This window comes from Cohnella sp. (genome assembly GCF_041640265.1).
Taxonomy (GTDB): domain Bacteria; phylum Bacillota; class Bacilli; order Paenibacillales; family Paenibacillaceae; genus Cohnella.
This window is the reverse complement of record NZ_JBEQAP010000033.1, coordinates 20,248-43,109: the sequence shown is the minus strand read 5'-3', so window position 1 is coordinate 43,109 and position 22,862 is coordinate 20,248. Positions and strand designations below refer to the sequence as shown.

Below are 22,862 nucleotides of genomic sequence, written 5' to 3'. Positions count from 1 at the left end.
GGCATGGGTATTATCCGTCCCCTCGATGAACATTTAGCGAATCAGATCGCAGCCGGAGAGGTGGTCGAACGGCCGGCTTCCGTACTGAAGGAATTAATAGAAAATGCAGTTGATGCGGGTGCTTCCCGCATTGACGTGGCCGCCGAAGAAGGGGGTCTGACGCTTATAAGAGTAGCAGACGATGGATCAGGAATTCAATCGGATGACGTACTGCTTGCGTTCCAGCGGCATGCAACCAGCAAGATCTCTTCCGGTAAAGATTTGTTCCAGATTTCTACACTCGGATTCCGGGGAGAAGCGTTACCGAGTATAGCGGCGGTAGCGAAGGTTAAATGCGTTAGTGCGACTGATGAGAGCGGACTAGGGCGTGTAATTGAGATTGAAGGCGGAACTCTCGTAACGAATCGGGATACGAACGCTCCCAAGGGCACGGAGATGATCGTTAAGGATTTGTTCTACAATACGCCCGCACGATTAAAATACATGAAGACGATACAGACCGAGCTCGGTCATCTGTCCGATGTCGTATACCGACAAGCGCTCGCGAGGCCGGATATTGCCTTTACGTTTGCGCACAATGGGAATAACCTGCTGCGTACGCCTGGAAATGGCGAGCTTCGTCAAGTGATTGCGGCGATCTATGGGACCTCCTCCGCGAAAGCGATGGTAGAGGTGAAGCAGGAGAATCCCGATTACACGATTTACGGATTAACCGCGCTCCCCGTCGAAACAAGGGCAAACCGTAATGCCGTTACCGTCCTGATCAATGGCCGCTACGTTCGAAGTCAAGCTGTCGTGCAACCGCTTATGCAGGCGTATCATACCTTGCTGCCATTACATCGATATCCGCTATCTGTGATACATCTGAAAATGCACCCGACGCTTGTGGATGTCAACGTGCATCCCGCGAAGCTAGAGGTTCGATTTAGCAAGGAGAATGAGCTGCGGTCGTTCGTAGAGGCAGCTGTCAAGCAGGCGTTAAGCAGTGAAGCTTATATCCCGTCAGGCGCGGCTATCCGTTCGACGAAGCCGAATACATGGGTTCAGGATCAAATTCGTTTTCAAGTGCCTGCCGAGGAAGTGACGCAGCACGAATCTGCGGCCTCTGTTCAATTAGAAGAACCTCGGATAAGGGAAAGCAAGCCTGCCTATGAGTTGGATTTGACCCAAATTCGGGACATTGCATTCTCGAATGAAGATATAACACAGCCGAGAGAGCGCAGTAATCCAACCGACAGAGGCGGTTTTTCCAAGGACCGAATAGCTCCAAGGAATCAGCAGCCTGCTGATAAAATTCCGGAGCAGGTCTGGAAGTCGGCTTTTGCTGTCCCGGATTTCAAGCCTCAGGCACCTAGCTTCCCGGAGCTAGGCTGGATCGGCCAGCTGCATGGAACCTATATCGTCGCCCAGAATGGCTCCGGCTTGTATTTAATTGATCAGCATGCTGCCCATGAGCGCATTCATTATGAGTTTTACTATGACAAATTCGGTCGTCCGGAGGAGGCTAGTCAAGAGCTGCTTCTTCCGGTCACGCTTGAATTTGCACCAGATGAAAGCTCAGTGCTAAGAGGACGTCTTGCGGCTTTTCAAAGCGCCGGTGTATACATGGAGGATTTCGGTGGCAATACCTTTATTATACGAGCGGTTCCTCATTGGTTTCCGAGCGGAGATGAGGCGGCAGTCGTCCGAGAGATGGCAGAGTGGATTATTGATGAACGAAGTGTGGATCTGCATGTGTTAAGAGAAAAGGCTGCCATTATGTGCTCCTGCAAAGCCTCAATTAAAGCGAATCAAGCCTTAACAAGGGAAGCAGGTGAAAAGCTGCTGGAACGGCTTGGAACTTGTCGTCAGCCCTATACTTGCCCGCACGGACGGCCCATTGTCGTTAGCTTTAGCACCTATGAGCTCGAGAAAATGTTTAAGCGGGTGAAGTCTTGATCGTAACAACAACGGAGCGCCCGCCGGCGGAAATCGCCCTTCGGGCGCTTCACCTTGCGACAGAGCTTCAAGCCCCCTATGTTCCAAGATCTAATAAAACGATTAAAAGCCTTTATTCCGAGCATGGAGCGGATGAAATTGTTGTCGTTAGCCGTAGAGAAGTGAGGCTATTGTCTGTAAATCAGCAGCCGTTTTTCTTCCATCCCAGCATGGCCATCGTTCGGCTCAAAAGGTTAATAACCGGCGGTACGGATACTCTTCTTACGGTATCTGACGTGAAAGCCGGCGAGACCGTAATCGATTGTACGGCTGGCCTGTGCTCCGATGCGCTCGTCTTTAGTTTCGCAGTGGGGCCGAGAGGGCGGGTCATAGCGATAGAGGCATCTCAAGTTCTCCATGTTGTTGTCCGAGAAGGCTTGCAAATTTATGAAACGGGTCTGCCGGAGGTGGACGCGGCTCTGCGGACGATTGAAACCGTTCATGGTCATCACGAGGAATTATTGCGTGAGATGAAAGACAACAGCGCGGATATCGTCTATTTTGATCCGATGTTCGAAAAGCCGATTTCAACCTCGAGTAATTTGCTTCCCCTTCGATCTCAGGCTCATAACGAACCGCTTACGGAGGAATCGGTCAAGCATGCGATTCGCATTGCCCGAAAGAAGGTAATACTTAAAGATCACCGCGATAGTGGACAATTCCAGCGACTCGGCTTTAGCCGCGTAAGAGTGTCCACGTCCGCGGTCGCATACGGGGTGATAACGATTGATGAATGAGCTGGATAAACGCCCGCCGCTGCTCGTATTGGTGGGGCCTACGGCAGTGGGGAAAACTGCTTTAAGTCTCCTGATCGCGAAAGTCTTCAACGCTGAAATCATCAGCGGGGACTCCATGCAGGTGTATCGCCGAATGGATATTGGAACGGCGAAGCTGATGCCGCAGGAGAGAGAAGGAGTTCCCCATCATCTCATCGACATCTGTGAGCCGGAGCATCCTTTCTCTGTTTCGGAATTTCAAAGCTTATGCAGTGAAAAAATTCAGGATATTTATAGTCGCGGGCGTTTGCCTTTTATCGTTGGGGGTACAGGATTATATGTGGAATCCGTCTGCTACGGCTTTCAATTCCATGATATAGGCGCGAGCAATGAATTTAGGGAAGAGATGCGCGCCTTTGCCCGTAAGCACGGAGCCCAAGCGCTGCATGATCGACTGACAAAGGTTGATGCTCATACCGCAGCTAAGCTTCATTTCAATGACGAAGGGAGAGTTATACGTGCATTAGAGGTATTTCATCTGACGGGCAAGCCGCTTTCTATCGTTCAAGAGCAATCTCGAGGAGATGATAAGAAGTCTCCCTACCGCTTGTGTTTAATTGGACTAACAATGGATCGGGCTGACTTATACCGTCGGATTGAACAACGAATTGATGAAATGCTGGATGCCGGGCTAGTAGAAGAAGTTCGCTCCTTATTGCGGGCGGGCGTCCCTAGAGATGCCATCTCGATGAGAGGACTAGGTTACAAAGAAATCACCGCTTATTTAGCGGGAGAAGTAAATTTTGCAGCTGCTGTAGAAATCCTTAAGCGGGATACCCGCCATTTTGCCAAAAGACAACTGTCCTGGTTTCGGCATATGAAAGAGCTGGAATGGGTCGATGTTGGGGACGGTGCAAAAAACACCGAACTTTTCATTCAGATCTGTGCTATAATAGCAGGAAAGTTTCAGATTGATCTTGAATATAATCTCTCATAAATATTGTGTGGCGATGGAGGTTTACGGCCAATGAACAAGTCCATTAACATCCAGGATACTTTTCTCAATCAACTTCGCAAAGACAGCATTCCGGTCACTGTTTATTTGACCAACGGGTTTCAAATCCGCGGCGTTGTCCGCGCCTTTGACAACTTCACCATCGTGATTGACAGCGAGGGACGCCAGCAAATGGTTTATAAGCATGCGATAAGCACGTTTATGCCGCAGCGTAATGTCTCCCTCATGCAGCAAGAAAGCGGATCTGACAACTAATTCGGTATCGCCTGATGCCGCATTCGTGAAACTTTTCCCTACAAGAAAACGTCTAACAGAATAGGCCGGCACCTGAGCAACCCCTAATCCGGGTTGTTCTTTCTTTATCGAGGTGATCCCAACGGTGAAGCGTGAAGCCGTTTTACTTGGGTAAATATAAACAGATATAGATCTGGATAGAAGGGGAGACACAGAGATGAATCATTTTGAAATCGTTGGCGACAACGGACAACGCGGCAATAAGGTTTCCAAGGGGAAAAGCAAAGGAAAAGGACCTAAAGGTTCGCGTAAAGGAAAAAAAAGCGTAGTGCTCATGTGGCTGTTCTTCGTTGGATTGTTCGCTATTGTGTGCGCAGTTGTTGGCTACTTGCTCATCATTCTTAATGGAGAAAGAATACTAAGCACGAACATTAATAAATTAAATTTGGACCAAGCCTCTGTTATCGTGGATCGCAATGATAAGCAAGTATCTAAATTATATGTCGCTGAGGGAAACAGGGAATTTGTACCGTTCGGAGAGATACCCAAGCTCGTTCAGGACGCTTTCATAGCAACGGAGGATAAACGATTTTACGAGCATAGCGGTGTTGATCTTCTTGGGATCGGTCGGGCCCTCGTGAAGGATATAATCGCGCGGAGTGCTGTTGAAGGTGCGAGTACGATTACTCAGCAGCTTGCTAAGAATTTGTTTCTAAATGCCGATAAAACGTTATTCCGTAAAGGAACCGAGGCTTCCATAGCACTGGCTCTCGAGCAGCAGAAGAGCAAGCAAGAGATTCTCGAGCTGTACTTGAATCGGATTTATTTCGGCGGCGGCCAATATGGGATCAAGACAGCGGCAATATATTATTTTGGCGAGAAAGATCTCAAAAAGTTGAAAGTATGGCAAATCGCGACTCTCGCAGCGATTCCTAAAGCTCCTACGACCTACAATCCAATAAGAAATCCGAATAATTCGATGGAGCGAAGAGCTGTCGTGCTAAAGCTTATGTTAGATCAAGGACTCATTACTGAAGAAGAGAGGGATGAAGCGGCCAAGATCGTATATAAGCCCAAAGCTGTCTCGCAACAAAACAGCAAATATTTGACTTACATCGACTATGTTGTCGATGAAGCCAAGGACAAAACGGGTCTTAGCGAAGAAGAGCTGCTCAGCGGCGGTTATACGATCAAAACAACAATAAACACAAAAGCACAGCTGGCGATGGAAGCACAATTCGCTAAAGAATCCATGTTTGAAAAAAGCAAGGACGATATCCAGGTTCAAGGTTCAATGGTCATCATGGATCAGCATGACGGTTCACTGATTGCCATGGTCGGAGGACGCGATTACGAGAAGCAAGGCTGGAACCGCGTGACCAAAAAACGGCAGCCAGGCTCTGCGTTTAAACCGATTGTTGCTTATGGTCCTGCAATGGAGACGGGACAATTTTTCCCTTGGACGAACGTCGAGGATGTTAAGCAGTGTTTCGACAACGGGAAATATTGCCCTTCCAACTCCAACAAAAATCAATATCTAGGCTCGATCCCGATGAGGCAAGCGATTAAAGAATCCCGTAACGTATCAGCCGTATGGTTGCTGAATGAAATCGGCGTGAGTAAAGGGATGGCTTTCGCAGAAAAGCTTGGGATCACGTTAGATAAAAAAAATGATCACAATCTGGCAATCGCATTAGGTGGTTTGTATAAGGGGGCAACGCCAATCGAGATGGCGAGAGCTTATGCAGCGTTCGCTAACGGCGGTGCGTTGCAGGATCCGCATAGTATATTGTCTATAAAGAACAACGAAGGCGATACAGTATATGAATATGACGCACCAAAGGCCAAGCAAGTCATGTCTGCGAATACGGCTTATTACGTCACCCAAATCCTGCAAGGTGTCCTCCAGAGGGGCGGTACTGGGGTTAAAGCCAACTTCGGAGGCCGTCCGATTGCGGGTAAGACGGGAACGACACAAGCGGCTATTCCTAACTTCGAAACGAGCGGAAACCGAGATGTTTGGTTCGTGGGTTACACACCGGAATGGACGGCAGCCGTCTGGTTCGGATATGACGAGACAGACAAGGATCATTATTTGAAGCAGGGCAGCGGTCAAGCAGCCGCCATGTTCTCAGCGGTTATGTCTAAAGCTATGAATGGTGTAAAGCATAAATCCTTTCCGATTCCTAAAAATCTGCAGCAAGAAGAAAAGCTGAATAGTGTAACAGGTCTTATCGCAGAATACTCACCCGAGTTCGTATCTGTAGAAATGAGCTGGGCACCTGTAGAAGGTGAAGGTATCACTTACAAGATCTATCGTAAAGGAGACGGTGAAGCCGAATTCAAGATGGTTGCGGAAACGGGTGAAGCCGCATTTGACGATCTTGCAATTTTACCGGATCAAACGTTTAGTTACTATGTGACAGCGTTCCATGCTGTGAAAAAGCTGGAAAGCGAGCCGTCTGAACAGGTGAATGTAACCATTTCATCAGGAATGGAAGTCATTCCTTCACCAGGCGAAGGCGAGGGAGAAGGAGAAGGCGAAGGCAACGGAATAGAGATCCCTTCTCCGTCACCATCAGCGGCACCGGGCCAGCCAACTGAACCGCCTATCGGAAATGAGGAGCCGATCCCATCCGAAACACCAAGCCAGCCTGTTTCGACGCCAGAAGAAAGTCCCTCACCTATTCCGATATTGAAGGTACTACCTTAGGTATATATGAAAATGCAGAATCCTTAAAGCAGCTGAACCGGAAATCGGGCAGCTGCTTTTTCCATTAACAGGGAGCTGTAAACTGGTTCATAAAGGCAACTTGTGTTAAGCTTTATATATATGGAGTTGCCGCGTTGGCAACATGGAAACACATTAACGTTGGATAGACGGAAGGGAAATCGGTATGAAGCGTAAATTTTCAGATCGAGCCAATTGGCGGCGTATATTGAAGAAGAGCTATGCATGTATTCCAATGGATGACCAACAATTCAGGGGATTCGTTACCCTCTACCGAATTCACGACCTTCGCGATCCATTATGGAAAGAGTATAACGGGCGGCGCATGTGTTTAGCGGATCGCGGCTACCTGTGGATGCAGCATTTTCCTCGTGGAGAGCATTTCGTGGTAACAACGATGTTCGATGATAAGGGTCAAGTGGTGCAATGGTACATCGATATATGTAAGGTTCAAGGATTGACAGATCAGCAGGTTCCTTGGTTCGACGATTTATTTCTGGATATTGTTGTATTACCGACAGGAGAGAAGCTGCTTTTGGACGAAGATGAGCTGGAAGAAGCCCTGGACGAAGGGCAGATTACACAGCGAGATTCCGCAATGGCGCAGAGAACTGCGGGACGTCTAATGGAGCTGATTAACCAAAATAAGTTCCCCTATTTTGACATGAGCTTGAATCATCGTCGAGTATTATTGGATAAATTAGGTTGGGAGAAAGGAACCGTGTAATGCGGGGGATTACGAAAGGGACACTAAATGCTTCTACGCATTTTCACACTCGTCGTAAAATTCTGCGGATATCGATATGGATCGCCGTTATCGGCTTTATTGCTATCGCAATTTGGTGCTTGATTCTATATTCCCTGATCACTCGGTTTGAGGGTGTTCCTATGGATAACGAGAATCCTAAGGCTGATTGATGTTGGTATCGTGTTAGGTGCCACCCTCTGGAACAACAAGCCAAGTCCGGCATTGCGTGAGCGATTAGATCATAGCCTGCAGTTGTACCGTTCGGGAGCGATTACAAGCTTTATTGTAACCGGTGGATTGGATAACAACGGGGCTGTCCTAACAGAAGCTGAAGGAATGCGTAATTATCTTATGGAACAAGGCGTTCCCGGAGAGATCGTCGTTATGGATTCTCTCTCGAGAAGTACATACGAGAACTTGATTTTCGCTCAAGAGATCATGGAGCAGAACGACTGGGATACGGCCGTTATTGTCACACACAATTACCATGGGTCAAGAGCGGCGGATATGGCCGAAAAACTAGGGTTTAACCCTGTACAAGTAAGCGTAACCGACTCTAGCGTACTGAATATGAACTATCACGAAAGCCGCGAAATATTAGCCTATACGAAATGGTTAGCTCAGAAGCTGTTCCTATGACTAGGGATCGAAGGACCGGAATACATTGATATTGCGGCTAATTCGTCGACACAAGCCATGGGGTGAGCGCGATGAACGTTAAAGCGAGTAAACCGGATGTTAGGGAAGCAACGGCAACGCAGAAGAGGCCATCCCGACAAATCAACGTTATTTTACGCAATGCGGATGATTCCGCTGCAAGCACAATAAGTGCGACAGACGCTGTCACGGCTTTACGTTCCTTGCCTCAGAACGGTCCATGGACCGAATGGCAGAAAGAGCTGGACCGTATGGTAGGGCTGGATAACATTAAAGAATTGGTCTACGAAATTTACGCTCTGTTACAAGTCATGCAGTACCGTAGTGAAGCGAGCCTGCAAGCGCAAGCGCATGTGTATCATATGATCTTCAAGGGGAATCCAGGTACGGGAAAGACGACCGTGGCCAGACTGCTGGCAAAGCTTTTTCAAGGAATGGGGCTGCTGGCCAAAGGTCATTTGATCGAGGTTGAACGGGCGGATCTTGTAGGGGAGTACATTGGTCATACCGCACAGAAGACGCGGGAATTAGTTAAGAAATCACTGGGAGGCATACTATTTATAGATGAAGCCTACAGCCTTGCGCGCGGTGGAGAGAAGGATTTCGGCAAAGAAGCGATTGACACGCTGGTGAAGGCAATGGAAGATTACAAAAACCAGTTTGTACTCATCTTGGCCGGTTATACCCTGGAAATTGAATCCTTCCTCATGACGAATCCTGGACTTCCTTCACGATTCCCCATCCAGATGGAATTTCCCGATTATTCAGTTGATCAGCTCGTTCAGATTGCCGAAAGCATGACGAAGGAACGAGACTATACATTGCTCCCGCAGACGTTGTTTAAACTGCGTCAGCTTCTAATGCAAGAAAAGACGGAATCGATCTATGATTTCAGCAATGCTCGTTATGTACGCAACGTCTTAGAAAGAGCTATTAGGTATCAGGCGGTACGCTTGTTATCTCAGCATCCTTCCGGCTCGCCAGGCCGCCAGGAGCTTATGGCTCTTCGTCCTGAAGATGTTCGGAGTTTATAGATCTAGTGAAGAGGTGTTGGCCGTTGAGACAGAGCACATACGAGGTAGGTTCGAATGAAAAGGAAAAAGCACTGCTTGTCAGCTTGGTTACGGATAGCGTGAAGAGAACAGGTTCAGACCCGCAGCATTCCGTTGTAGAGCTGGCTGCACTTGCCGATACGGCTGGTGTGGAAGTGGTGGATACGATTATGCAAAATCTAGATGTTCCAGATAAAAAATATTTCGTTGGTAAAGGCAAGGCGCAGGAGATTCGAGAGCTTGCAGAGAAGACGGGAGCAACAACCGCGATTTTCGACCAAGAGCTGTCGGGTGCGCAGGTACGGAACCTGGAAGAAACGTTAGATCTGAAAATCATCGACCGTACGCAGCTGATTTTGGATATTTTCGCTGGACGCGCCAAAACGCGCGAAGGGATATTACAGGTTGAATTGGCCCAGTTTTCCTACCTGTTGCCTAGGCTATCCGGCCAAGGCAAGAACTTATCGCGTCTCGGCGGCGGAATCGGGACGCGAGGTCCGGGTGAAACGAAGCTGGAAACGGATCGTCGCCACATTCGCAATCGAATTACAGAGCTTAAGCGCCAATTAGAAGCTGTAACCGCTCATCGTACCTTACATCGCGAACGCCGGCGTAAAGTCGGCGTCGTGCAGGTTGCGCTTGTAGGATACACAAATGCAGGAAAGTCGACGCTGCTTAGGCAATTAACAGAGGCGGACGTGCTGGCAGAGGACAAGCTTTTTGCTACCTTGGATCCAACCTCGCGGAATCTCATTCTGCCCAGTGGCAAAGAGATCATCCTAACGGATACCGTTGGTTTTATTCAGAACCTGCCGCATGATTTGGTTGCGGCATTCCGCGCCACGCTTGAGGAAGCGGCAGAGGCTGATCTGCTCCTGCATGTCGTGGATACCTCTTCACCTATGCGTGAGCGTCAGCAGCAAGTTGTGGATAATGTCCTTCAGGAGCTTGGGGCAGGCGGTAAGCCATCCCTGACGGTATATAACAAAATCGATCTCTGTTCAGCAAGCGCCTTGTCGTTACTAACGGGAGGACCAAGCACGATTCGGGTAAACTCCTTCATCGAGCGGGACATGTTGCGCCTCCGTGAAGCGATTGAGGATAAAATCCTTGGAGAGATCGCATTGTTCCGTATTCCGGCTTCCCGCGGCGATCTAGCAGCACTAGCATACCGCGTCGGCGAAGTGACCGATCAGGACACCGAAGACGATTATCTGCTTCTGACTGTTCGCCTAAACCCTGTTGACATGGCTAAGTCTGGACGCGTCTTGGAAGATTTTCGCGTAACGGAGTAACTCTAAAATTTGGATGATCCTAATAAATGGGTCATCCATGTGTTTTTTACCGATGAAAGGAAGAAAATAATGCAGCAGGACAATGGGTTGATGGAGTTTGACACACAATGGGACAAGTTGGCAGAAGCGGCGGAGGAACAGGTTTCCCCGCAATTTAAGTTCATCGACAAGATCGTCGAGAGCAATCAATGGAAGGTTATTCGGGCATTCCAGAAACATAAGGTGAGCGATTTCCATTTTTCCGGATCGACGGGGTACGGCTATAATGACACGGGACGAGAAGTGCTGGATCTTGTTTATGCAGAGGTGTTCGGCGCTGAGGCTGCGATTGTTAGGCCTCATTTAGTTTCGGGTACACATACTATATCCGCTGCATTATTCGGAGTTCTGCGTCCAGGGGACGAGCTTCTATTCGTAACAGGCAGTCCCTATGACACCTTGCATAATGTAATCGGTAAAGAAGGCGATGGGACGGGCTCCTTAGCTGATTGGGGAGTGAATACTCACATCGTTCCTCTTCAGGAGGACGGAAGCGTCGATTGGAATGGTGTAATGGGTGCTATAACGGAGCGAACAAAGGTTTTTGCGATTCAACGCTCTAGAGGCTACGATTGGAGACCCTCGTTCACAGTGGCTCAGCTTGCTGACATGGTGTCACGTTTGAAGGGCCTTTATCCAAAAGCCATTGTTTTTGTTGATAATTGCTATGGAGAGTTCACTGAAGAACGTGAGCCCACCGAGGTTGGCGCAGATCTGATCGCAGGCTCGCTCATCAAGAACCCGGGTGGCGGACTTGCTGCGAGCGGGGGTTACATCGCAGGCAAACAGAAATACGTAGAGCTTGCGGCCTATCGAATGACAGCTCCAGGCATCGGCGGGGAAGTTGGAGCAATGCTTGGAACTACACGGTCTATCTATCAAGGATTATTTTTAGCGCCGCTGCTCGTAGGACAGGCTGTCAAGGGAAGCATATTCGCTGCTTCCGTATTCTCCATGTTAGGCTTCGAGACCCATCCGAAATGGGATGATCCTCGAACGGATCTCATACAGGCCATTCGATTTTCGTCATCGGAGCCCTTGGTGCATTTTGTTCAATCTATTCAAAAGGCGGCAGCCGTTGACGCGCATGTCGTTCCAGAGCCTTGGGATATGCCGGGCTACGAGCATCCTGTAATCATGGCAGCCGGAACATTTATTCAGGGGGGCAGCTTGGAATTATCGGCCGATGCGCCTGTACGCGAACCCTACATTGCTTACATGCAAGGAGGGTTAACCTACGCGCATGTGAAGTTTGCCGTTATGCAGGCTTTATTGGCATTTAAAAAACATGGGTATTTGTGAGTTTCACCACCATAAACCTCACACGCCTTGACATGTTTTTGTAACAGGGTTACAATGTGAGTGATTACATCAATACAAGTTAAGTTGGAAGGTTGGTATGACATGGGCGACGAGATTCGCAGGAATATGGCGTTGTTTCCGATTGGCATCGTAATGAAGCTGACCGACCTAACTGCCCGCCAGATCCGCTATTATGAACAGCACGAACTAATTCAGCCTGCTCGCACCGACGGTAATCAACGTCTATTTTCCTTTAACGACGTTGAACGTTTGATGGAGATTAAATCCTTGATCGAGAAGGGCGTCAACATTGCCGGAATCAAACAGGTTATGAATCCCGTCGGACAAGATGAGAACGAAGGCACAATTATTAATGAGTTTTCCGAAGTGAAGCGTCGGGAGATGAGCGATTCCCAGCTTCATCGTATGCTAAAGCAGCAGCTAATGACCGGCAAACGGCCAGGACAGGTTTCACTCATTCAAGGCGAGCTTTCCCGTTTCTTCAAAAACAAATAAAACGATGATATGGAATCATTCTAGGAGGATCTCATGAACTATACTCGTGAAGACATAACTCGAATTGCCAAAGAACAGAAAGTTCGTTTCATTCGTTTGCAATTTACGGATTTGCTTGGTTCGATCAAGAATGTCGAAATTCCGTTCAGCCAGCTAGAGAAAGCATTGGATAACAAAATGATGTTCGATGGCTCTTCGATTGAAGGTTATGTTCGGATTGAAGAATCAGATATGTATTTGTATCCAGACTTAAGCACTTGGGTTATTTTCCCTTGGGTTACTGAAAATAAAGTGGCACGGCTGATATGCGACATTTATATGCCCGATGGCACACCTTTCGCGGGAGATCCTCGCGGTATTCTCAGGCGTACCCTTGAGCAAGCAGAAGAGATGGGTTTCTCCACGATGAACGTCGGTCCTGAGCCGGAATTCTTCTTATTCCAAACCGATGAGAAAGGCAACCCTACTACGGAGCTTAACGATCAAGGGGGTTACTTCGATCTAGCTCCAACTGATTTAGGCGAAAATTGCCGTCGAGATATTGTTCTCGTGTTAGAAGAGATGGGCTTCGAGATTGAAGCATCTCACCATGAAGTTGCGCCCGGCCAGCATGAGATTGACTTCAAATACGCACCTGCTATTAAAGCGGCAGACCAAATCCAAACCTTCAAGCTAGTCGTGAAGACAATCGCTCGCCAGCATGGCTTGCATGCAACGTTTATGCCTAAGCCATTGTTCGGAATGAATGGATCCGGTATGCACTGTCACCAATCGTTGTTCCGCGGTAATGAGAATGCCTTCTTCGATTCGAACGACAAGCTAGGCCTTAGCTCAGTTGCTCGTCAATACATGGCAGGCGTGCTAAGGCACGCACGCGGCATTGCAGCGATTACTAATCCAACCGTCAATTCTTTTAAACGATTGGTGCCGGGTTACGAAGCCCCTTGTTATGTAGCTTGGTCTGCAAGTAACCGCAGCCCTATGATTCGAATTCCGGCATCTCGCGGATTAAGCACGCGCATTGAGGTTCGCAACCCGGATCCTGCTGCTAATCCTTATTTAGCGCTTGCTGTCATGCTGGCAGCAGGTTTGGACGGTATTTCTAATAAGCTGTCGATCCCGGCGCCTGTGGACCGCAATATCTACGTGATGAGCGAGGAAGAGCGTATAGATGCGGGAATTCCTAGCTTGCCGATTAATCTGAAGGAAGCACTCGCAGAGCTGTTGCGCGATGATGTTATCTGTGATGTACTCGGCGATCACGCATTAAGCCACTTCTACGAGCTGAAAGAAATTGAATGGGATATGTACCGCACACAAGTTCATCAGTGGGAACGCGATCAATATCTTACGATGTATTAATTAAACGAAAATGAACAAAAACCGGTTCTGTAATCGCGCAAATGGCGAAATAGAACCGGTTTTTTTCTTTTTCATGTTTTGACTTTCCTTGAATATGATCCCATAATAGATGACTAATAGGGGGGGATTAAGTGGATTTAAGTAAGCTTTATAGACGGCCGTTCATTTTATTTTCGATTATTTTGCTCATTAAGAGCCAGCTTGCTTGGATGGTTATTTTCGAAGGGGGACCTTCCTGGCAAACGGTTGGTACTGAGTTACCTTTTATATGGCTTGTGTTTTGCCTGATTGAATGGTTCGCAACGAAACGTAAGCTAGGCATCTATGTAACCGTTAATTTACTTGTAACTATCCTTTTTTTCACAGTCATTATGTATTACAAATACTATGGTGTTATCGCAACGCACCACGCCTTAGATCAAGTGAATCAGGTTACGGCGGTCAGCAATAGCGTTATTTCTCTTTTAGACCCTCAATATTTGCTCATTTTTACGGATGTGCTGGTACTTGGTTATGTACTCATTCGTCAGAATGTTGCGAGGTTATGGAAAAACTACACATCGGTTCGCAGCAACAGGAAAGTATATATCGGATTGTTCACATTTTCGCTTGCGATTAGTTTATTTAATATCCTGCCCCACAGAGCTAGCATGAATGAAATTAAAAAAGCCGAAGAAATGGGCATTCTTAACTACGAAGCTTATACGTTGTTCGCTAAGATCGAAGAAGAGCCAATTGAACCGGAAGAAATAAGTCAAGCTGAAATCAACAAGCTGAAGGGCATATCGAATGCCCCTCAATACAATCAGTTCCAAGGAATAGCCAAAGGCAGAAATGTAATTGTTATTCAATTGGAGTCCTTCCAGAACTTCCTGATCGGGCTAAAGATAGACGGACAAGAAGTAACTCCAGTCATCAATCAATTAGCGAAAGAGAACTTTTATTTCCCTCATTTCTACCAACAGGTTGGGCAGGGTAACACTTCCGATGCTGAATTCGTTGTGAATACATCGACCTACATTCCGCCAAGCGGAGCTGCAACGGGTTCTTACGCATATAAGGAGCTTCCCAGCTTGCCAAAGCTATTGAAGAGTGAAGGCTATTATACATCAACCTTTCACACCAACGTAGTGGAATTCTGGAATCGCGGCGAGCTGTACGACGCGCTAGGGTTTGATCGTTATTATGATAAGGAATATTTCGGCACAGAGGATATTGTCTTTTTTGGTTCGTCGGATGAGGTATTGTACGAGAAGACAGCTGCAGAGCTTGAAGCTTTCTCGAAAACTGGCAAGCCTTTCTATTCTCACGTGATTTCGATGACTGCGCACCATCCCTACACGACGCCGTCCGAGAAGGATCAGATCCTATTGCCCGAGAGATACGAAGGAACGTTCGTCGGAGATTATATAGGCGCGCAAAGCTATGCGGATTATGCATTGGGGCTGTTTATCGAAGACCTTAAAGCTTCCGGAATTTGGGATAATAGCTTAGTTGTCGTCTATGGAGATCATTTGGGGTTGCCAATTCATTCGTTAGACAAAGATGACAAAACCCTCATGGAGGAAATCTACGGACACCCTTATGTATACACGGATATGGTTAACATTCCGTTAGTTATTTCCATTCCCGGTAAAACTCATTCAGCCATATACGAACAAACCGGCGGTCAAGTAGACTTGCTTCCGACTATAGCGAATTTGACGGGAACATCCCTCTCGAATCAGTTATATTTCGGACAAGATTTGCTGAACTATAACCGTAACATACTTCCTGAGCGTTATTATTTACCATCAGGCTCGGTCATTAACGAGCAAGCTTTGTTCATACCGGGTAACGAGTACGAGGACGGTACTTTTTATTCCTTGGATAATTCTATGAAGGTATCGAGTGGATTATCTAGAACGGAATATGAAAATGCCTTGAAGCTGCTTCATTTATCTCACAGCTATGTCAGTCAGCTTCCGGATCGAGAGGGTAAAGGCAAAGAATAAGGTAATGAAAGAGATATAAACAAAGAGGCTGCTGTTCCAGACTAATCCTGGAATAGCAGCCTCTTTGTTTATCTACAAGAGATTACATAAAAGAACGTATTAAGCCGATGACCTTACCCAGGATGCTGACGTTAGAGAGTCTTATAGGCTCCATACTTGCATTCTCAGGCTGAAGGCGAATGTGATCTCGCTCCTTGTAGAACGTCTTAACGGTTGCTTCATTCTCATCCGTCATGGCGACAACAATATCGCCATTGTTTGCCGTAGGCTGCTGTCGGACGATCACATAGTCGCCATTATGGATTCCGGCTTCAATCATACTGTCTCCCATTACGGATAACATGAAGACGGGTTGATCACCGACCATGTTAACGGGGAGAGGAAAGTACTCTTCGATGTTCTCCGTAGCAGTAATGGGGACACCTGCTGTAACTTTACCAACTAAAGGGATCTGGCGAACGGAGGAGGAGAGTTTATAAACATTGTCATCATCGTCTCCAAGGATCTCGATTGCACGCGGTTTAGTTGGGTCCCGGCGTATTAAACCCTTCTTCTCTAAGCGGTCTAGATGACCGTGGACGGTGGAGCTGGAAGCCAGGCCAACGGCTTCTCCGATTTCGCGGACGGAAGGGGGATACCCTTTGTCACGGACTTCGTTCTTAATGAATTCGAGTATGGAATTCTGGCGATTGGACATCTTGGACACGCCAAGCCCTCCCTATGTATCAGTTCATATGACAAATTATAGCACAGAACTCGAGTTCGTACAAACATTCGTTCTTCAGAACAAATGTTCCAAAATATATTGACTCAAAACATATGTTCGTGTTATGATCACGCCAGAACAAATGTTTGGGGTGAACTTAATGGTACATTCATACGTGAAAGTTAGCGGTGTTCCTGTAACTTCTAAAACTAACCATACGACTACTTTTAAGTCAGGACGTGCAGTTCAACAACAACGTGCTATCTCTGCACATAATTGGCGCTTGGCAAGAGGTTTGTTTTTTCTCTTCGCTTTTCTCGTCTTGTTTAGTGGATTTACATTCATGCATACCTCTGCTTCTACTGATCAAGTTGTACCCATATCAAGTGAGGAACTTGTCATTTCTGTGGATAGCGGTGATACGCTATGGAAGGTTGCGAAAACCTACAAGAAGGCTTCTATGGATACGCGAGAGGCGGTTCATTATTTGTTGAAACGCAATAACCTTTCTTCATCAGAGCTGAAGATTGGACAAACACTCATCATACCTTCACGTATTATGGACTAACCTATTAATGGTAATCTATTCAGACCGGGGCTTCCCGGTCTTATTTTGTTGTCCGGCTTTCTTGACAGATCCTCTGCTGAAATGGCAAAGTAGAGGAGGTATGAAGAGGGAGTGAGACAACAGTGGACAAACTTATCAGCAGAATTAACGAGCTTTCCCGTAAAAATAAAGCCGAGGGCTTGAATGAAGCTGAGCTTAAAGAGCGTGATCTTCTCCGTCGGCAATATATAGCCATATTCAAACAAAATTTTCGCCAGGAATTAGATCGGATTGAATTTACAGATGAGGAACCACCGCTAAAGCATTAATTATATAAGAATTGAAATGTAACGCGGTGTTGTCTAACGCAATGTATTGATTATGAGGAGGAAAACGCATGTCCCGATCTTGGGAACGAATGGTATTAAAGAATTCAAAGAACATCAACAAACGGCGTAAAAAAGAAGGCAAGAAATCATTAGGTCCGAATGCTCCTCAGGTCGACCGTTTTGAAGGTCGGAATTATGTCGTTCCAAGTCTTCTGTTTATGCTTATCTTGCTGTATATCACTTTGGCGCAGCCTTGGTCCGATAATTTCACGCAGGATATAACGCTATTCTGGGTAACGATTGGCTGTTATGTCATCCTCGGGGTGTTTTATTACTTCCGTCGCCCGTATTTAGCCGTTACTCGTGATACTCTCGAAACTCGCAAATTCTCTGGTTACAAAATTTTACGCCCTACACAAATTCGCAAAATTACGATAATGCCAGGTTATGTTCTTGTAGAATCTGTTAAAGGCGCGAATTGGGTATTCTCACGCCTAATGAATCGTTACCCATTGGAACGTATGGCAGAGAGGCTTAAAGTTTTTGCGGAGCTTCATCAGATCGATTGGGAAGTAAAAGTGAAGTGAGGAGAAAACCTGATGTCGGTTAAAGCCGTACTGTTTGACTTAGATGATACTTTATTGTGGGATGAACGCAGTGTTACAGAAGCTTTCAGAGATACCTGCCGGATCGCAGCAGAAGCAGCGGGTGTAAATGAAGAGGAGCTGGAAGCTGCGGTGCGCAGTGAAGCCAGAGCCTTGTATGAAACCTTCGAAACCTACACCTTCACGCAAATGATTGGTATTAACCCTTTCGAGGCATTGTGGGGGAATTTCGAAGGCGGCGAGCATCCGATGTTCCGCTCTTTACAGAAGCTAGCGCCTGAATATCGAATTAACGCATGGACAAGAGGACTCGCGGCGCTTGGAGTTGAGAACCCAGAGTTAGGCCGACAATTAGCCGAATGGTTCCCGGCCCAGCGTCGGAAGCTGCCTTACGTGTATGAGGAGACATTCAGCGTATTGGACGAGCTGCGTGACAACTATAAGCTATTATTGCTGACTAACGGTTCGCCTGACCTTCAGCAAGAAAAGCTGGATGGAATGCCAACCCTTATCCCTTATTTCGATTCCATTGTCATCTCCGGCAATTTTGGAGAAGGTAAGCCGTCTCCAAAGCTGTTTGACCACGCAATGGCTCAGATCGGAATTACGGCAGCAGAAGGAATTATGGTAGGGGACAAGCTTACTACGGACATTCTAGGAGCTAACCGAGTCGGCATGACCTCAGTTTGGATTAATCGCCATGGCATGCAGCGCAGCGGGGAAATTATTCCCACCTATGAAATATCAAGCTTATCCGAGCTTCCTGAGCTGCTCAAAAATATCAAATAAAAAAAGTGGTGGTGCAGGTAACTCTCTGCATCACCACTTCTCCGTTTACTTCACGAAACTAGGATCATCATAAGGCTCAGCAACCCAGCCAGTCGGCTCGATGAACAGACGAACAGCAACAATAGCCTTGTTCTCCATCAGCGTGAAGAAGTGAGCCTGACCTTCCGGTACCGAAATAACATCTCCAGCCGAGAGTTCAACGTCGAAGTACCCCGTATCTTCATCTCCCTTGATGATGAAGATACCTTGACCTGCAGTAATGGCACGTACTTCATCCTCGCTATGAGTATGAACGTTCTCGAATTTTTTAAGGATTTCTTCAATATTCGGGGTTGCTTCGGACAACGCTACGATATCCCAGGTTTTGTAGCCGCGTCTTTCGGCTAGATCTCGAATTTCCGAATCGAAAGTCGTTAGAATCGTGTTCTTGTCATCGTCAGACAAGGTGAATTTATGATGGAGATGCTCAGGAAGCTTCGCGGCATCCCAATGCTCATACAATACATTTTGCTTATCCAAGAAAGTCCGAACACTGTTTTCATTTTCAATACGTACATTTGTATTACGAATTCGAATTTGAGCCATCGCTAATTCCCCTTTTCCCAATATGAATTAATGACTTTATTATAATCCACTTCCAATTCCATGTCGATCAAACGCTTTTCGTGCTGTCACGATTCTGATAATATAGAGTTTAATGATTTAAAAGACAGGGGAAGAGATTATATTATGACTTTAACGCATAACAAACCGTCTCTGCAAGAGGCATTGAGTGCGAGAATATTGATATTAGACGGCGCAATGGGTACGATGATTCAACAAGCTAACTTGACTGATGAGGATTTCGGCAGTGATGATCTGGATGGCTGTAATGAAATCCTCGTCCTCACACGCCCTGATATAATATTAGGCATTCACGAGGCTTATCTAGAGGCAGGCTCAGATATTATTGAGACGAACACCTTTGGAGCAACAGCCATTGTATTAGCAGAGTACGACATTCCGGGGAAAGCAAGAGAGATTAATCTGGCAGCTGCTAAGCTGGCGCGTGAAGCTTGCGATAAATACTCGACACCTGAGAAGCCGCGGTTTGTGGCAGGTGCTTTAGGACCAACAACAAAGACGCTTTCGGTTACGGGAGGCGTTACGTTCGATCAACTGATTCAGGATTACCGGGAGCAAGTGCTTGCATTGATGGAAGGCGGGGTTGATTGCATCCTGATCGAGACCTGCCAGGATACACTGAATGTTAAGGCGGCCAGTATAGGTGTTCGTCAAGCTTTCAGTGAAATGAAGCAAGAGCTGCCCATTATGATCAGCGGAACGATAGAACCGATGGGAACTACACTCGCCGGTCAGAGTATCGAATCATTCTACATTTCTCTCGAGCATCTTAAGCCAATCTCGATGGGTCTTAACTGCGCGACAGGGCCGGAATTCATGCGCGATCATATTCGAACGTTGTCGGGTATCGCGAGCTCCGCTGTTAGCTGCTATCCCAATGCGGGTCTGCCTGATGAGAACGGTAATTATCATGAATCTCCGGAATCTCTTGCCAAGAAAATGAGGGGTTTCGCAGAGCAAGGCTGGATTAACATTGCCGGGGGCTGCTGCGGAACGACACCTGCTCATATTGCAGCAATGGTTGAAGTGATGAAGGATATCGCTCCACGGAAAATGGAAGGTCAGCATCCGCCGGCCGTATCAGGTATCGAGACGGTATATATCGAAGAGGATAGCCGCCCGCTCATGATTGGTGAACGTACGAATATTTCGGGCTCCCGGAAATTCAAGCGACTGATCCAAGAAGGCAAGTTCGACGAGGCTTCCGAGATTGCCCGTTCCCAGGTTAAAGGGGGAGCGCACATTATTGATATCAATCTTCAGGATACGGATATTGATGAAGAGTACGCGGTTAATCAGTTTCTGCCCATGGTCACGAAGAAGATCAAAGTGCCTTTAATGCTTGATTCCACCTACGACCATATTATCGAGCTTGGGCTTAAATATTCGCAAGGTAAAGCAATCATTAACTCCATTAACCTCGAGGATGGGGAGATAAAATTCGAGAAAATTCTGCCGCTCATTCATCAATATGGTGCAGCTGTTGTTTGTATACTTATCGATGAACGCGGACAAGCGGTAACTAGAGAAGCTAAAATGGAAGTAGCCACACGTTCGTATGAGCTGTTAGTTAATAAATACGGGATGCAGCCCGAGGATATTATTTTCGACCCGAATATGTTCCCGGTTGGCTCCGGCGATCCTCAATACATCGGTTCCGCAGTGGAGACAATCGAAGGAATTCGGATGATTAAGGAAAAGTTCCCAAGAGCCAAGACGATACTTGGACTCAGCAATATCTCATTCGGACTGCCACCAGCTGGTCGTGAAGTGCTGAACTCTGTATATTTGTATCACACGACAAAAGCAGGTCTTGACTACGCCATCGTGAATACGGAGAAGCTGGAGCGTTATGCCTCTATTCCTTTGGAAGAACGGCAGCTTGCTGAAGATTTAATCTATAATACCAACGACGATACGCTGGCTGCCTTTGTAGCGGCTTACCGTGACAAGAAGATTGAGAAGAAAGAGAAAGTATCGAATCTCTCTCTGGAGGAGCGCCTTTCTAGTTATGTCGTTGAAGGAACGAAGGAGGGTCTTAGCGCTGATCTTGATGAGGCGCTGACTAAATACGCTCCGCTGGAAATTATCAACGGTCCGCTGATGGAAGGAATGTCTGAGGTAGGCAGGTTGTTTAACAATAATGAGCTGATCGTTGCAGAGGTGCTTCAGAGCGCAGAAGTTATGAAAGCTTCGGTTGCGCAGCTTGAGCCGCATATGGAGAAGAACGAAACGGCTGTCAAAGGTAAAATCATGCTTGCGACTGTTAAAGGCGATGTGCATGATATAGGTAAAAATCTTGTTGAGATCATTCTGTCTAACAATGGCTATAAAATTATAAATTTAGGAATAAAAGTACCGCCGGATCAAATCATCGAAGCTGCTCGCAGAGAGAGCCCGGATGCTATCGGACTATCGGGCTTGCTTGTTAAATCTGCACAACAAATGGTTATCACTGCGCAGGATCTGCGGAGTGCAGGAATCGACGCTCCAATTCTCGTAGGCGGTGCTGCGCTTACTCGCAAATTCACTAAAAACCGTATCGCACCGGAATATGACGGCGTTGTGCTTTATGCCAAGGACGCGATGGATGGGCTTGATATCGCAAACAAATTAAGCGATCCGGGACATCGTGCACGGATTATAGAAGAGCATTGGGCTGCGCAAGCTGCACTTGCTGAAGAAGCGGCGAAACCAGCTCAAGAGCTTCCAGAATTAACAAGGGCTCGCCGTTCTAACATTTCACCCGATGCTCCTTTATTCACACCGCCGGATTATGACCGTCATGTGTTGCGGGATTATCCGATGTCGCATGTTCTTCCTTATGTGAACCTGCAAATGCTGTTGGGCCATCACCTCGGACTTAAGGGAAACGTGGATGAACTGCTGGCTGCGGGCGACGAGAGAACAATAAAGCTTAAAGAAACAGTCGACGATATTATGAAGCAGTCGCAGAGTAAGGGATGGTTAAATCCTCAGGCGATGTACCGTTTCTTCCCGGCACAGTCCGAAGGAAATGATATTGTCATCTACGATCCTAAGGATTTGACTCGCATTCTTAAGCGGTTCACTTTCCCGCGTCAGCAGGTGGAGCCTTTCCTTTGCTTGGCGGATTTCCTGAAGTCCGTCGAGAGCGGCATTATGGATAGCGTGGGATTCCTAGTCGTAACAGCGGGACAAGGCGCTCGCGAGCAAGGGGAGCAGTGGAAGGAAAGCGGAGATTATCTTCGTTCCCATGCATTACTTGCTTCTGCGCTTGAGGTTGCTGAAGGGTTAGCCGAGCGTGTTCACCAAATCATGAGGGACAGCTGGGGCTTCCCGGATCCTGCGGATATGACCATGAAGAAGCGCTTCGGTGCTCGTTATCAAGGCATTCGAGTATCTTTCGGTTATCCGGCATGTCCGGATCTTGAGGATCAAGGTCCATTGTTCGAGCTTATGCAGCCTGAGGACATAGGTATTCAACTGACCGAAGGCTTCATGATGGAGCCGGAAGCTTCGGTATCCGCAATGGTATTCGCCCATCCTGAGGCGCAATATTTCAACGTAGAGAAGTCTTAAGTCTTATTCGCACCCTCCGGGGCTGTCCTATGAAGTGAAACACATTGAATAGCGGCAACTATT

Annotated in this window: 20 protein-coding genes; 18 read left to right on the top strand and 2 right to left on the bottom strand. The window is 47.1% G+C overall.

Going from position 1 to position 22,862, the window contains the following annotated elements:
* Positions 1 to 3: 3 nt before the first annotated feature.
* From mutL to ACESLK_RS20300, 13 genes are all read left to right on the top strand, one after another.
* Positions 4 to 1,938, top strand: a complete 1,935-nt coding sequence (gene mutL, locus ACESLK_RS20360) for a DNA mismatch repair endonuclease MutL (RefSeq protein ID WP_373231539.1) — start codon at positions 4 to 6, stop codon at positions 1,936 to 1,938.
* Positions 1,935 to 2,714, top strand: coding sequence for a class I SAM-dependent methyltransferase (locus ACESLK_RS20355; protein ID WP_373231538.1), 780 nt, complete (start codon positions 1,935 to 1,937; stop codon positions 2,712 to 2,714). The genes mutL and ACESLK_RS20355 overlap by 4 nt, the downstream gene beginning before the upstream one ends.
* Positions 2,707 to 3,690 (top strand): tRNA (adenosine(37)-N6)-dimethylallyltransferase MiaA, encoded by a 984-nt coding sequence (gene miaA, locus ACESLK_RS20350; protein ID WP_373231537.1) that lies wholly within the window; start codon positions 2,707 to 2,709, stop codon positions 3,688 to 3,690. The genes ACESLK_RS20355 and miaA overlap by 8 nt, the downstream gene beginning before the upstream one ends.
* 30 nt (positions 3,691 to 3,720) lie before the next feature.
* Positions 3,721 to 3,963 (top strand): RNA chaperone Hfq, encoded by a 243-nt coding sequence (gene hfq, locus ACESLK_RS20345; RefSeq protein WP_041065833.1) that lies wholly within the window; start codon positions 3,721 to 3,723, stop codon positions 3,961 to 3,963.
* Positions 3,964 to 4,159: 196 nt separating this feature from the next.
* On the top strand, positions 4,160 to 6,655 hold the full coding sequence (locus ACESLK_RS20340) for a transglycosylase domain-containing protein (RefSeq protein WP_373231536.1): 2,496 nt from the start codon (positions 4,160 to 4,162) through the stop codon (positions 6,653 to 6,655).
* Between the two features lie 184 nt (positions 6,656 to 6,839).
* Positions 6,840 to 7,400: a ribonuclease FAU-1 family protein gene (locus tag ACESLK_RS20335; protein WP_373231535.1), complete on the top strand. Its 561-nt coding sequence runs from the start codon at positions 6,840 to 6,842 to the stop codon at positions 7,398 to 7,400.
* 153 nt (positions 7,401 to 7,553) lie between these two features.
* A complete protein-coding gene (locus ACESLK_RS20330; protein WP_373231534.1) occupies positions 7,554 to 8,060 on the top strand; it encodes a YdcF family protein in 507 nt (168 codons plus the stop codon).
* Between the two features lie 71 nt (positions 8,061 to 8,131).
* The gene (locus ACESLK_RS20325; RefSeq protein WP_373231533.1) at positions 8,132 to 9,112 is read left to right on the top strand and encodes an AAA family ATPase; all 981 of its coding nucleotides are present in this window, start codon (positions 8,132 to 8,134) and stop codon (positions 9,110 to 9,112) included.
* A 23-nt stretch (positions 9,113 to 9,135) separates the two neighbouring features.
* Positions 9,136 to 10,425 (top strand): GTPase HflX, encoded by a 1,290-nt coding sequence (hflX, locus tag ACESLK_RS20320; protein WP_373231532.1) that lies wholly within the window; start codon positions 9,136 to 9,138, stop codon positions 10,423 to 10,425.
* Positions 10,426 to 10,515: 90 nt separating this feature from the next.
* A complete protein-coding gene (locus ACESLK_RS20315) occupies positions 10,516 to 11,766 on the top strand; it encodes a methionine gamma-lyase family protein (protein WP_373231560.1) in 1,251 nt (416 codons plus the stop codon).
* A 102-nt stretch (positions 11,767 to 11,868) separates the two neighbouring features.
* Entirely contained in the window at positions 11,869 to 12,282 is a 414-nt protein-coding gene (locus ACESLK_RS20310; RefSeq protein ID WP_373231559.1) for a MerR family transcriptional regulator, read from the top strand.
* Between the two features lie 33 nt (positions 12,283 to 12,315).
* Positions 12,316 to 13,644 (top strand): type I glutamate--ammonia ligase, encoded by a 1,329-nt coding sequence (glnA, locus tag ACESLK_RS20305; protein WP_373231531.1) that lies wholly within the window; start codon positions 12,316 to 12,318, stop codon positions 13,642 to 13,644.
* Positions 13,645 to 13,775: 131 nt separating this feature from the next.
* Complete coding sequence (locus ACESLK_RS20300; RefSeq protein ID WP_373231530.1) at positions 13,776 to 15,638, top strand: LTA synthase family protein; 1,863 nt, start codon at positions 13,776 to 13,778, stop codon at positions 15,636 to 15,638.
* 82 nt (positions 15,639 to 15,720) lie between these two features.
* Here ACESLK_RS20300 and lexA read toward each other — a convergent pair whose 3' ends face one another.
* Complete coding sequence (gene lexA / locus ACESLK_RS20295; protein WP_373231529.1) at positions 15,721 to 16,344, bottom strand: transcriptional repressor LexA; 624 nt, start codon at positions 16,342 to 16,344, stop codon at positions 15,721 to 15,723.
* Between the two features lie 124 nt (positions 16,345 to 16,468).
* Here lexA and yneA point away from each other — a divergent pair, with 124 nt between their 5' ends.
* The 4 genes from yneA to ACESLK_RS20275 all read left to right on the top strand — a co-directional run bounded on the left by yneA (position 16,469) and on the right by ACESLK_RS20275 (position 18,614).
* Entirely contained in the window at positions 16,469 to 16,912 is a 444-nt protein-coding gene (gene yneA / locus ACESLK_RS20290) for a cell division suppressor protein YneA (protein ID WP_373231528.1), read from the top strand.
* A gap of 122 nt (positions 16,913 to 17,034) precedes the next feature.
* A complete protein-coding gene (locus ACESLK_RS20285) occupies positions 17,035 to 17,220 on the top strand; it encodes a DUF896 domain-containing protein (RefSeq protein ID WP_373231527.1) in 186 nt (61 codons plus the stop codon).
* Positions 17,221 to 17,288: 68 nt separating this feature from the next.
* Positions 17,289 to 17,807 (top strand): hypothetical protein, encoded by a 519-nt coding sequence (locus tag ACESLK_RS20280; protein WP_373231526.1) that lies wholly within the window; start codon positions 17,289 to 17,291, stop codon positions 17,805 to 17,807.
* Positions 17,808 to 17,819: 12 nt separating this feature from the next.
* On the top strand, positions 17,820 to 18,614 hold the full coding sequence (locus ACESLK_RS20275; RefSeq protein WP_373231525.1) for an HAD family hydrolase: 795 nt from the start codon (positions 17,820 to 17,822) through the stop codon (positions 18,612 to 18,614).
* 45 nt (positions 18,615 to 18,659) lie between these two features.
* Here the strand turns inward: ACESLK_RS20275 and ACESLK_RS20270 are convergent, their stop codons facing one another.
* A complete protein-coding gene (locus ACESLK_RS20270) occupies positions 18,660 to 19,199 on the bottom strand; it encodes an acireductone dioxygenase (RefSeq protein ID WP_373231524.1) in 540 nt (179 codons plus the stop codon).
* Positions 19,200 to 19,343: 144 nt separating this feature from the next.
* Here ACESLK_RS20270 and metH point away from each other — a divergent pair, with 144 nt between their 5' ends.
* Positions 19,344 to 22,799, top strand: coding sequence for a methionine synthase (gene metH / locus ACESLK_RS20265; protein ID WP_373231523.1), 3,456 nt, complete (start codon positions 19,344 to 19,346; stop codon positions 22,797 to 22,799).
* Positions 22,800 to 22,862 lie beyond the last annotated feature (63 nt).